Source organism: Streptomyces pratensis, from assembly GCF_037137275.1.
Classification (GTDB): Bacteria; Actinomycetota; Actinomycetes; order Streptomycetales; family Streptomycetaceae; genus Streptomyces; species Streptomyces pratensis_B.
Genome location: NZ_JBBBEN010000078.1, coordinates 19,260 through 31,092, shown reverse-complemented (window position 1 = coordinate 31,092; position 11,833 = coordinate 19,260). Strand labels below are relative to the sequence as shown.

Here is an 11,833-nt window from a genome sequence, read left to right as displayed (position 1 = left end):
GGCGCCGGCCGGGACCGCGCCGCGGACGCGTGGGCCCGGACGCCGGGCGCCGCGATGCTCCTGCCGGTGGGGCACTCCTTCGACGTGCTGGACGTCGCGGAGCAGGCCGGGCGGCGGGCCGTGGTGCGGCTGGAGCGGATGGGGCTGCCGACGGGGCCGGTGGCGGTGACGCCGACCGGGCGGGCCCAGTTCCTCGTCGCGCCCGGAGCCGCCGCCGAGATGCCCGAGCTGCTGTACCGGATGGGGTGGGACGACGCCCGACTCGATCTGCGCGCCCTGGGCCCGGGGACGCACATCACCGCCCCGCCGTCCGACCTCGGCGGCCTCGGCCCGGTCCGCTGGCTGCGCCCCCCGCGGCTGGACACGGCAGCCGCTCCCCCGCGGGCGCGGCTGCTGCTGGGGACCCTGGCGTACGTCTGCCACCGCTCCTGAGGGCTGTCCCGCTCCGCACCGCCTGGCGCCTCCCCGCGTGCTCGAACCGGCCGGTCCGGCAGGCTCGGCCCTGTGGCGGCAGCAGAGGCGGGAAAGGCGGACGGAGCGCGTGGTGCGTCAGTCGCCGATCAGGGCGTCCACGAAGGCGCCCGGCTCGAACGGAGCCAGGTCGTCCGCGCCCTCGCCGAGGCCGATCAGCTTCACCGGTACGCCCAGCTCCCGCTGGACCGCGACGACGATGCCGCCCTTGGCGGTGCCGTCGAGCTTGGTGAGGACGATGCCGGTGATGTCCACGACCTCCGCGAACACCCGGGCCTGGACGAGGCCGTTCTGGCCGGTGGTGGCGTCCAGGACCAGCAGGATCTCGTCGAGCGGGCCGTGCTTCTCCACGACGCGCTTGACCTTGCCCAGCTCGTCCATGAGGCCGGTCTTGGTGTGCAGTCGGCCGGCGGTGTCGATGAGGACGACGTCGGCGCCCTCCGCGATGCCTTCCTTGACCGCGTCGAAGGCGATGGACGCCGGGTCGCCGCCCTCTGGGCCGCGGACCGTACGGGCTCCGACGCGCTCGCCCCAGGTCTGGAGCTGGTCGGCGGCCGCGGCGCGGAAGGTGTCCGCCGCGCCGAGCACCACACTGCGGCCGTCGGCGACGAGCACCCGGGCCAGCTTTCCGGTGGTGGTGGTCTTCCCGGTGCCGTTGACGCCGACGACCATGACGACGCCGGGGGTCTCGGCGCCGCCCTCTGTCTTGACCTCGCGGTCGAAGTCGGGGCCGAGGAGGGTGATCAGCTCTTCGCGGAGCAGGGCGTGCAGGCCCTCGGGGGTCCGGGTGCCGAGCACCCGGACCCGCTCGCGCAGCCGCTCGACCAGCTCCTGGGTGGGGGCCACGCCGACGTCGGCGGTGAGGAGGGTGTCCTCGATCTCCTCCCAGGTGTCCTCGTCGAGGTTGTCACGGGACAGGAGCGTGAGGAGCCCCTTGCCCAGCGAGTTCTGCGAGCGTGCGAGCCGGGCCCTCAGACGGACGAGCCGGCCCTCGGTGGGCTCGGGGATCTCCAGCGCGGGCGGCGCGGGAGCCTCGGTGACCGGGGCCTCCTCCGCGGGCGCGGTGGCCTCCGGAAGGCCGACTTCGTCGATGGTGCGCCGCGCTTCGTCGCGCGGCGTCTCGGCCTCCTCGCCGACGTGCGGCTCGGCGGGAGGGGTGATGGTCGGCGTGCTCGGCGGCGGGGGCGGCAGCTGCTTCTTCTTGCGGCTGCTGACCACGAGCCCGCTGATCAGGCCGACCGCGACCAGGGCGATGACTACAGCAAGGATGACGATTTCCATAACGGCTCCAGTATCGGCCACGAACGGCACGGCAGCGCAGAAGGTGCGAATCCGTGCCGTCACGGTCCGCCCGGGTCTCTCCGGCCCGACGCGTCCGAGCTGCGTGTCCGGTGCGGTCGGGAGCCTCCGTCCACGCCGGCGCGGGGCTGCGGCCGGGCCCTTCGGCCCCTCCCCCGCCCCGCGGCGACCGCGCGTGTCCTCGTGCCGGCCGACACCGCCCGCGAAGCCGCGCCACCCGTACGCCGGAGGCAGGGCGGGCGCTCCACAAGCCCCCGCCCCGGCTCAGCGCATGAGCCGGGGCGGGGAGCGGCCGTGGCGGGGGCCTGCGGGAGTCGGGCGATCAGCCCATCTCCTCCAGCGTCTTGCCCTTGGTCTCCTTCACGAACTTGAGCACGAAGGGGATGGAGAGCAGGGCGAACCCGGTGTAGATCATGTAGGTGCCCGACAGGTTCCAGTCGGCCAGGCTCGGGAAGCTCGCGGTGATGGACCAGTTGGCGATCCACTGGGCGGAGGCGGCGACGCCGAGGGCGGCGGCGCGGATGCGGTTCGGGAACATCTCGCCGAGGAAGACCCAGACGACGACACCCCACGAGAGGGCGAAGAAGAGGACGAACGTGTGGGCGGCGATCAGCGCGACGACGCCCTCGGTGCCGGGGAGCTTGCCGTCGACCAGGTCCGCGGAGAAGGCCCAGGCCTCGACGGCGAGCGCGATCGCCATGCCGGTGGAGCCGATGAGGACGAGCGGCCTGCGGCCCACCCGGTCGACGAGCACCATCGCGATCACCGTGCCGATGATGTTGATGATCGACGTGGTGAACGAGTAGAAGAACGAGTTGGTGGGGTTGATGCCGACGGACTGCCACAGCGTCGCCGAGTAGTAGAACGCCACGTTGATGCCGACGAGCTGCTGGAAGAGCGAGAGGCCGATACCGACCCAGACGATGGGCAGGAAGCCGAAGCGGCCGCCGAGCAGGTCCCGGAAGGAGGACTTGTGCTCGCGGTGCATGGCGGTCTCGATCTCGGCCACGCGGGCGTCGAGGTCGACGCCCTTGCCCTCGACCTCCTCCAGGATCTGGCGGGCGCGTTCCTTCTTGCCGACCGAGATGAGGAAGCGCGGCGACTCGGGGATGGCGAAGGAGAGCAGCCCGTACAGGACCGCCGGGACCACCTCCACGCCGAGCATCCACTGCCAGGCCTCCAGACCCATGATGTCGCCGCGCTGGTCGCCGTCGGCGAGCTGCAGGATGGCGTAGTTGACCAGCTGGGAGACCGCGATGCCGACGACGATCGCGGCCTGCTGGAAGGAGCCGAGCCGACCGCGGTAGGCGGGCGGGGAGACCTCGGCGATGTAGGCGGGGCCGATGACGGAGGCCATGCCGATGGCGAAGCCGCCGATGATGCGCCACAGCGCCAGGTCCCAGAGGGAGAACGGCAGCGCGGAGCCCACGGCGCTGGCCGCGAAGAGCACCGAGGCGATCTGCATGCAGCGGATGCGGCCGATCCGGTCCGCGATCCGCCCGGCGGTGGCGGCGCCGATCGCACAGCCGATCAGCGCGATGGCGATGACCTGGGCCAGCGTTCCGGAGCCGACGTCGTACCGGTCGCGGATCGCCTCGACCGCCCCGTTGATGACAGAACTGTCGTAGCCGAAGAGGAAGCCGCCCATGGCCGCGGCCGCCGTGATGAAGATGACATGGCCGAGGTGGTCCGGATGGGCCGCTCGGGCTCCGGACGCCGGTCCGTTCGCTGCGCTGGTCACGTGAACTCCTGATGCCTGGCCGCAAGTCAGACGTGGGGGGTGAGCCTACTGAGTGGGTCACACCGGGCGACCCACCACCACTTGAAGGTGAAAACAACTTCGCAGAGGTTATGTCTTCAAGAAGCGAAGTCAAACAGTGGGGCGGTCTCTCGCGTACCCAGAAGAGGCCGGAGCGATCGTTGAACCCCTGACGATTGAGTGAAGTTTCAGCGGAGACGCTGGCTGATGACCTTCGACACGCCGTCGCCCTGCATCGAGACCCCGTACAGCGCGTCGGCGACCTCCATCGTCCGTTTCTGGTGACTGATGACGATCAGCTGGGAGCTCTCCCGGAGCTCCTCCATGATCCGGATCAGCCGCTGCAGATTGGTGTCGTCGAGAGCCGCCTCGACCTCGTCCATCACGTAGAACGGGCTGGGCCGGGCCTTGAAGATCGAGACCAGCAACGCCACGGCCGTCAGGGACCTCTCCCCGCCGGACAGCAGGGAGAGCCGCTTCACCTTCTTGCCCGGCGGGCGCGCCTCGACGTCCACACCCGTGGCGAGCATGTCGTCCGGGTCGGTCAGGACCAGCCGCCCCTCGCCCCCGGGGAAGAGGCGGGCGAAGACCCCCTCGAACTCGCGGGCCGTGTCCCGGTACGCCTGTGTGAACACCTGCTCGACCCGCTCGTCGACCTCCTTGACCACCTGGAGCAGATCGGCCCGCGTTCTCTTCAGGTCCTCGAGCTGCTCGGACAGGAAGTTGTGTCGTTCCTCCAGCGCCGAGAACTCCTCCAGGGCGAGCGGATTCACCTTCCCGAGCTGCTGGTACGCCCGTTCGGCCGACCGCAGCCGCTTCTCCTGCTCCGACCGCACATAGGGCTTCGGCAGATTGCGCGGGTGCTCCGGGTCCTGCGGCAGTTCCTCGCCCTCCGCCGGGAGCGACGGCGGCACGAGCCGGTCGGGGCCGTACTCCGCGATCAGCCCGGCCGGCTCCACGCCCAGCTCCTCCAGGGCCTTCGTCTCCAGCTGCTCGATGCGCAGCCGCTTCTCCGCCCCCAGGACCTCGCCCCGGTGGACCGAGTCGGTCAGCTTGTCCAGCTCCGCCTTGAGATCGCGGCTCCGGCCGCGCTCGGCGGCCAGCTCGCTTTCCCGCTCGCCCCTCGCCGCCTCTGCCGACGCCCGCTCCGCCTCCGCCCGCACGAGGGACGCCTCCACGTGCGCCAGCAGCTGACGAGCCCCGGAGGCGACGGCGGAGGCCACCTCCGCCTCGTGCCGCAGCCGGGCCCGGCGCCGCTCCGCACGGTCGCGCGCCTCCCGTTCGGCACGGGCCGCCCGGTCGAGCGCGTCGGCCCGTCCGGCCAGCGCCCTGACCCGCTCCTCGTGGGTACGCGCCTGGAGCCGGGCCTCCATCTCCGCCCGGCGGGCGTCGGCCCCGTCGGCGGCGAGCCGGTCCCGCACAGAGGTGTCGGGCTCCTCGTCGGCAGGGGCCTCCTGGGCGACCAGCAACCGCTCGGCCAGCTCCTTTGCCTCCCCCGCAGCCCGCTCCAGGGCCTCCTGCGCGCGGGCGGCGGCCTCGGTCATCCGCTCGGCCTCGCCCGCGGCCCCCCGGGCCTGCCCGGCGAGCCGTCCGAGCTGCTGGGCGAACTGCGACTTCTCCCGCTCTGCCGCCCGGCGGCGCTCCCCCAGCTCCTCCACGAGCGCGGCCTCCCGGGTGCGCCGCTCAGCCGCCAGGCGCTGGGCCTCGGCCAGCTCCTCGCACCGCACCACGAGGTCGGCCAGCTCGGCCGCGGCCTCTTCGACGGAGGCCCGGACCTCCAGGAGGCTCGGCGCCCCGGCCGACCCGCCGTGGGCGAAGTGGGCGGAGAGCACATCCCCCTCTGCGGTCACCGCGGTCAGCCCCGGCTGCGCGGCCACCAGTTCCTCCGCCTCCTCCAGCGTCCCCACGACGACCATGTCCCGTACGAGGTGGCGCACGGCAGCCACCAGCGCGGCGGGCCCCCGCACCGACTCCGCGACGGGGCGGGCGGCCACGGAGGCGACGGCCTGTGCAGGGACGGCCCCGGCGCGGCCCGCGGGGAGGGCCCCGGCGGCCCCGGGCTGCGTCCCGCTGTGTGCGCCGCCCGGAACGCTGCTCAGCGCGCCGTCGTGCGGGCCGCCCGGGGCGCCGCTCGACATGCCCGCCGACGTGCCGCTCTGCGCGGGCAGGGGGGCGGACGCGCCCGGCGTGCTCCCGCCCCCGCCCAGCAGCATCGCCGCGCGCCCCGCGTCCCGCTCGCGCAGCAGCCGGATCGCCGCGGCGGCCGCGGCCGGGTCCGCCACGGCCACCGCGTCCGCCGCGGGCCCCAGGGCGGCGGCGACCGGGATCTCGTGGCCCGGCTCGACGGTGAGCAGTTCCGCGGCCGGGCCGAGGAGGCCGGTCAGCAGGTCCCGCGCCCCGAGCAACGCCCCCGTGCCGTCCTTGCGGCGCAGCCCCAGGGCCAGCACCTCGTGCCGGGCAGCGACCGCGGCCCGGCTGCGCTCTGCGGCCGTGGCCTCCTCGCGGGCGGCGCTGTGGGCGGACTGGGCGCGGGCGAGGGCCTCCCGAGCGGCCTCGTGCCTGGCGGCCAGGCGCTCGTCGTCCGCGTCCAGCGCGTCGACCTCGGCCCTGAGCTGCTCGTACTCCGCCCGCGCGGCGACCGCGCGCTGCCGCGCCTCATCACGGGAGGCGGCCAGCCGGTCGATCTCCGCCTGGGCCGAACCGGCGCGGTCGCGGGCCGCGTTGACCTGGCCGTGCAGCCGTGCGAGTCCCTCGCGGCGGTCCGCGATGGCACGGGCGGCGTCCTTGAGCCCGCGCTCCTCCGCGGCCAGCTCGCGTTCCAGTTCGGCGCGGTGGGCGACGGTGTCCTCCAGCGCGTTCTCGGCCGCCTCCAGGGCTGCGGTCAGTTCCGCTTCCTGCTCCCGGACCCGGGCCGCCTCGTGCTCCAGGTCCTCGGGGTCGCGCCCCCGGCGTTCCTCGGCAGGGGCGTCGGCGGCGCTGCGGACCCGGGCGTCGGCGAGGGAGATCGTGCCGCGTACCCGCTCGGCCAGTTGCGACAGCTCGTACCAGGTCTGCTGGGCGCTCTGGAGCCGGGGCGCGAGCCCGCGCGCCTCGCCCTCCAGCGCGGCTTCCCGGTCGAGCGCCGCCCGCAGCTCCGCCTCCGTCGACTCCTTGCGCTTCTTCAGTTCGGCTTCGTCGGCGATCTCGTCGCGCAGCGCGTCACGCAGGGTCACGAGGTCGTGGGCGAGGAGCCGCAGCCGGGCATCGCGCAGGTCCGCCTGGATGACGGCGGCCCGGCGGGCGACGGCTGCCTGCCGGCCGAGCGGTTTGAGCTGACGGCGCAGCTCTGCGGTGAGGTCCTGGACACGGGCCAGGTTGGCGCCCATCGCGTCCAGCTTCCGCAGCGCCTTCTCTTTTCGCTTGCGGTGCTTGAGCACTCCGGCGGCCTCCTCGATGAAGGCCCGTCGGCCCATCGGGTCGGCATGCAGGACGGAGTCGAGCTGCCCCTGCCCGACGATGACGTGCATCTCGCGGCCGATGCCGGAGTCGGAGAGCAGTTCCTGGATGTCCAGCAGCCGGCAGGTGTCGCCGTTGATCTGGTATTCGCTGCCGCCATTGCGGAACATGATCCGGGTGATCGTCACCTCGGCGTACGCGATGGGCAATGCGCCATCGGAATTGTCGATGCTCAGCGACACCTCGGCCCGCCCCAGCGGTAGCCGCCCGGTCGTCCCGGCGAAGATCACGTCTTCCATCTTGCCGCCGCGCAGGGATTTGGCTCCCTGTTCCCCCATGACCCAGGAGAGCGCGTCCACCACATTGGATTTGCCCGACCCGTTGGGGCCGACGACACAGGTGATCCCCGGTTCGAACCGCAGGGTGGTGGCGGACGCGAACGATTTGAAACCCCGCAGGGTCAGGGCCTTGAGGTGCACGCCGCCGGACTCTACCTTTCCCTCGCGGTTTCACCGGTGAGGGGGCAGGGCACATCAGACGGTAAGCGAGGGTCGGAGCGTCCGGGCGGAGGCAAAGAAAAAGGGACGCCGAAGCGTCCCTGTGGGTCGTGCTGCGAGAGATCGAGCAGCGATCCCCACGCACGTGAATAGGGCCATCGGACATCGGCACCGACCATCGACGGCCGCGGTGGTCCCGGGCCGCGCTGTCTCGGAGACGTCGTCCGTGACGCGGGATGAATCAGAGGTGTTCCGAGGCTGTTGAGCGTGCCCGGCCCGACCGGCCCGCAAGGGCCGCAGCGGTCAGGTCAGCGCAGGCTCGCCCTGGGGTACGTCGATGTCGATGCTGTCGAGCAGTGACTCCTGGTGCTGCGCGGCGGCGTTGAGCGCGTCGTTCTCGCCCTGAATCCGGGTGAGCTCGGACTCCAGGTCCTGGACGCGCTGCTGAAGCCGTCGCATCTCGGCGAGGAGTCGCGGGTCGGAACCGCCGACGTAACCGAGAAGCGCCTTTGCCATGATGGATGGGCCTCCACAATGAGTGACCGACCGATGCGGTGTGGGTCGTCAGGGAATCGCGCCCGCGGCGCTCGGCAGGGCTCTGTCATCACTGCGGTCATGCTGCTTATCAGCTCTACCGAACAGCTGCGGTGCGCGGGGTTTTCAGCGTCTCACCAAAAACTTTGACGGTCAACACGATCACAGCCCGTGGCTCAAGGCGTCCCGGGGCGCGCGGCCGGACGATCATGCGGCGCGACTCTCCTGCGGGACCCCGAGGGGCGTACAGATCTTCGTCAATGCCGCAGCCTTGCACGACATTCCGCATCTGGCAACCATGGGGTGCCCCCGGATTCCTTCGCAGGTCATTTCGGGTGCCGGGGGCCAGAGGGGCGCTCCGGTGACCGGTCGGCGCACCGTCTTCTCCCCTCGGCTCCGGGCGGTTGCGCGGCGGCGCACCGAGAGGGATCAGCGCATGGCGAATCCCTCGTAACCGCCGCGCGGGGTGTCCCAGATCTCAGTGACGCCGTCCACCCGCCCGGGTGTGTCGTCGGAACGCAGCCAGTCCAGCAGGCGGTGGCAATTCTCACGCGGGCCCTCGGCGACGATCTGCACTCTGCCGTCGTCGAGATTGAGCGCGAAGCCGGTGAGCCCACCGATTTCCAAAGCGTTTTCCCTGGTGAACCAGCGGAAGCCTACTTGCTGTACTCGGCCGCGTACCCAGACGACGAGGCGCGCATCTTCGTTCATGCCCGAACGCTAACCGGCCTATTGCGCACGAAGCACGCCGCCCCCTCAAAGCCATGGGCTACAGTCCCGTCGCAATAGCCTCACTCGATCGGGTGAGTACTGGATGGGCGTCTCCGTATAAGTCGATCATCCGTAAGTCGCTCAGCAGAGCGGGCGACAGAGCAGACGACGTCACAGCGACGTCCGGAGCACCAGGAAGGCACAGCGCATGGGACGCCACCGTCGATCCGCCGCAGGCCCCGCCGCTGAGGACACCGGGGCGGGGACCGCCTCCCGGGCCGGAAGGGCGCGTCGGAAGAAGTCGTCCGTGCCCGTCCGCACCGGACTTCTCGGCGTCTCCGCGGCCGTGGCCGTCGGCGCGGCCGCCGTGGCCTCGGGACTGCTGCCCGGCGGCGGCGCCTACACCTCCGGCGGCAGCACCGCCGCCGACCAGGTGCGCATCGGAGGCGCCCCTGACCTGTTGACGCAGGGCGGCGGCACGACCGCACCCGCCGACCGGTCCTCCTCCCCCGCCGACCGGAGCGGCGAGCGGTCGACGGCTCCTTCGGGGACTCCGTCGAACGCGCCGTCCACAGCCCCCTCCGTCTCGCCCTCCACGAGCGCGTCCACGGCGCCGTCGAAGTCGGCCGCGCCCTCCGCCGCTCCGTCGAAGGAGACGGCCGCCACTTTGTCCAGGAGCCCGGCCGCCACCCCGTCGAAGAAGGCGAAGGCGACCACCGCGGCCCCGCGCAAGAGCTCCGCCCCGGCGGCGGCCAAGCCCGCACCGCCGAAGACCTCCACCGCCCCGCCGCCCGCCGAGAAGCCCGCCCCCGCCCCCTCCGGCGCCTCCGCACGCGCCGAGGTGCTGGCCCTGGTGAACCAGGAGCGGGCGACGGCCGGCTGCTCCCCGCTGGCCACGAGCGCGCCGCTGACCTCCCTCGCCCAGAGCTTCAGCGAGGACATGGCGGCGCGCGGCTTCTTCGCCCACACCGACCCGGACGGCGACACCCCCTGGGACCGCGCCGAGCAGGCGGGCGTGCGGGGGCTCGCCGCGGAGAACATCGCCCGCGGCCAGGCGGACGCCCAGGCCGTGGTGGCGGCCTGGATGGCCAGCGAGGGCCACCGCGCGAACATTCTCAACTGCGATTACACGACCATCGGCATCGGTGTGCACGAGGGTTCCGGCGGTCCTTGGTGGACCCAGAGCTTCGGCTTCTGAGCCACACCACCGCGGCGGCGGGCGCTCTTTCGCCCGCGCGCGATGAGCGCCGCGCCGCGCGCGAGGGCCGATGTGCGCTGCTGGGCGAGCGGACGCGCTACGCCGCGGCGCGCGGGGGCCGCTGGCAGCGCGGGCAGTAGTAGCTGGAGCGGTTCATCCAGGCGCGCCGGCGCATCGGGGCGCCGCACCGGCGGCAGGGCTCGCCCTCCCGGCCGTACGCGTCGAGCGACCGGTCGAAGTAGCCGGACTCGCCGTTCACGTTGACGTACAGGCTGTCGAAGCTGGTGCCGCCCTGGGCGAGCGCCGCGTTCATGACGTCCCGGGCGTGGCCGAGCAGCTCGGCCGACCTGGGCCGGGTCAGGGTCGCGGTCGGCCGGTCGTAGTGCAGTCTGGAGCGCCAGAGCGCCTCGTCCGCGTAGATGTTGCCGACGCCGCTGATCAGCGACTGGTCCAGCAGGGCGCGTTTGACCGTCGTACGGCGCAGGCGCAGTGCCGTGTGGAAGGCGTCGTCGTCGAAGAGCGGGTCGAGGGGGTCCCTGGCGATGTGCGCGATGGTGTCCGGCAGCCCCTCGGGGGTGTTGTCGTGCAGCGAGAGTCCGCCGAAGGTGCGCTGGTCGACGAAGCGCAGTTCGGTCCCGAGCGTGTCGTCGAACCGCATCCGCACCCGCAGATGCTTCTCGTCGGGCGCGTCCGTGGGCTGCACCAGCAGTTGTCCGCTCATGCCGAGGTGGCCGAGCAGCGAGGCGGAGGCCTCGTCGATGGGCACCCAGAGGTATTTGCCGCGGCGCATCGCCGTGCCGAAGCGGGCCCCGCGCAGTCTGGCGGCGAAATCGACGCCGCCCGCGAGGTGCCGGCGGACCGAGCGCGGGTGCAGGACCTCGACCTCGGTGACGGTACGGCCGCTGACCCAGCGCTCCAGACCCCGGCGGACGACTTCGACCTCGGGCAGCTCGGGCACGGTGGACTCCAGACACATGAGGGGGCGGGAGCGTCGGGCGGGCTCCCGGAGCGGGCGGGAGCGGCCTGTCTGCCCCCGGGGACAGGGGAAACCCCCCGGTGCTGAGGGCACCGAGGGGCTCCGTCTCCCGTTTCAGGCCGGAGCGGCGTCCGTGTGCGGCGACGGTTCCGAAGGGGTGTCGGCGGCCCCTCCGTCGGCTGCGGACTTCTCCGCCTCCTGCCGTGCCTCTGCGGCGGCGCTGATCTCGCGCCAGGCGGATTCCGCCGCCTGCTGCTCCGCTTCCTTCTTGCTACGGCCGGTGCCGGTGCCGTACGAGACACCACCGACGCGAGCAGCAGCAGTGAAGGTCTTCTCGTGGTCCGGGCCGGTCTCCGTGACGAGGTACTCGGGGACTCCGAGGCTCTCGCTGGCGGTGAGCTCCTGGAGGCTGGTCTTCCAGTCCAGGCCGGCGCCGAGGTTGGAGGACCTGTCGATCAGCGGGTCGAAGAGCCGGTGGACCAGCTCCGAGGCCGCGCTCAGGCCCTGGTCGAGATAGACCGCGCCGATCACCGCTTCGAGGGTGTCGGCGAGGATGGAAGCCTTGTCCCGGCCACCCGTGCCCTCTTCACCACGGCCGAGCCGGATGAAGGAGCCGAGTTCGAGGCCCCGGCCCACTTCCGCAAGTGCACGCGAGTTGACCACCGCGGCCCGCAACTTGGCCAGCTGGCCTTCGGGCAGGTCGGGGTGGGTGCGGTACAGCGTGTCCGTGACCACCAGGCCGAGCACCGAGTCCCCGAGGAACTCGAGCCGCTCGTTGGTGGGAAGACCGCCGTTCTCGTACGCGTACGAACGGTGGGTCAGCGCACGCACCAGAAGGGCGGACTCGAGTCGGTACCCGAGCCGCCCTTCCAGAAGCGTGTGGGACGAGGCTGTGTTGACGTTGTCTGCCTGCTTCTTGGTGGCGCTGGACAACTCAGACATCGGGCCTCTCA

9 protein-coding genes are annotated in these 11,833 nt (G+C 72.4%); 2 read left to right on the top strand and 7 right to left on the bottom strand.

Annotated features, from left to right (window positions below; all coding sequences use genetic code 11):
- Positions 1-432: bifunctional DNA primase/polymerase (locus tag V9U70_RS09475; RefSeq protein WP_336674043.1), on the top strand; the 432-nt coding region annotated here is incomplete at its 5' end.
- Between the two features lie 117 nt (positions 433-549).
- Here V9U70_RS09475 and ftsY read toward each other — a convergent pair.
- The 5 genes from ftsY to V9U70_RS09450 form a co-directional block, all read right to left on the bottom strand.
- Positions 550-1,752, bottom strand: a complete 1,203-nt coding sequence (gene ftsY, locus V9U70_RS09470) for a signal recognition particle-docking protein FtsY (RefSeq protein ID WP_336674042.1) — start codon at positions 1,750-1,752, stop codon at positions 550-552.
- A gap of 340 nt (positions 1,753-2,092) precedes the next feature.
- Entirely contained in the window at positions 2,093-3,511 is a 1,419-nt protein-coding gene (locus V9U70_RS09465) for a sugar porter family MFS transporter (protein WP_336674041.1), read from the bottom strand.
- Positions 3,512-3,717: 206 nt separating this feature from the next.
- On the bottom strand, positions 3,718-7,443 hold the full coding sequence (locus tag V9U70_RS09460) for an AAA family ATPase (protein ID WP_336674040.1): 3,726 nt from the start codon (positions 7,441-7,443) through the stop codon (positions 3,718-3,720).
- Between the two features lie 321 nt (positions 7,444-7,764).
- Positions 7,765-7,977, bottom strand: a complete 213-nt coding sequence (locus tag V9U70_RS09455) for a hypothetical protein (RefSeq protein ID WP_073213902.1) — start codon at positions 7,975-7,977, stop codon at positions 7,765-7,767.
- A 447-nt stretch (positions 7,978-8,424) separates the two neighbouring features.
- On the bottom strand, positions 8,425-8,706 hold the full coding sequence (locus V9U70_RS09450) for an acylphosphatase (RefSeq protein WP_336674039.1): 282 nt from the start codon (positions 8,704-8,706) through the stop codon (positions 8,425-8,427).
- 208 nt (positions 8,707-8,914) lie between these two features.
- On the opposite strand from V9U70_RS09450, the gene V9U70_RS09445 reads away from it, so the two are divergent.
- Positions 8,915-9,904, top strand: a complete 990-nt coding sequence (locus tag V9U70_RS09445) for a CAP domain-containing protein (protein WP_336674038.1) — start codon at positions 8,915-8,917, stop codon at positions 9,902-9,904.
- A gap of 97 nt (positions 9,905-10,001) precedes the next feature.
- Here the strand turns inward: V9U70_RS09445 and mutM are convergent, their stop codons facing one another.
- Together mutM and rnc are read right to left on the bottom strand one after the other, a co-directional pair.
- The gene (mutM, locus tag V9U70_RS09440) at positions 10,002-10,862 is read right to left on the bottom strand and encodes a bifunctional DNA-formamidopyrimidine glycosylase/DNA-(apurinic or apyrimidinic site) lyase (protein WP_336674037.1); all 861 of its coding nucleotides are present in this window, start codon (positions 10,860-10,862) and stop codon (positions 10,002-10,004) included.
- 132 nt (positions 10,863-10,994) lie between these two features.
- Positions 10,995-11,822: a ribonuclease III gene (rnc, locus tag V9U70_RS09435; protein ID WP_336674036.1), complete on the bottom strand. Its 828-nt coding sequence runs from the start codon at positions 11,820-11,822 to the stop codon at positions 10,995-10,997.
- Between the last annotated feature and the right edge of the window lie 11 nt (positions 11,823-11,833).

What these genes read in the sequence shown, in the direction of transcription:
- rnc (WP_336674036.1), bottom strand. Translation starts at nt 11,822, where the DNA reads ATGTCTGAGTTGTCCAGCGCCACCAAGAAGCAGGCAGACAACGTCAAC.
- ftsY (WP_336674042.1), bottom strand. Translation starts at nt 1,752, where the DNA reads ATGGAAATCGTCATCCTTGCTGTAGTCATCGCCCTGGTCGCGGTCGGC.
- V9U70_RS09455 (WP_073213902.1), bottom strand. Translation starts at nt 7,977, where the DNA reads ATGGCAAAGGCGCTTCTCGGTTACGTCGGCGGTTCCGACCCGCGACTC.
- V9U70_RS09450 (WP_336674039.1), bottom strand. Translation starts at nt 8,706, where the DNA reads ATGAACGAAGATGCGCGCCTCGTCGTCTGGGTACGCGGCCGAGTACAG.
- V9U70_RS09445 (WP_336674038.1), top strand. Translation starts at nt 8,915, where the DNA reads ATGGGACGCCACCGTCGATCCGCCGCAGGCCCCGCCGCTGAGGACACC.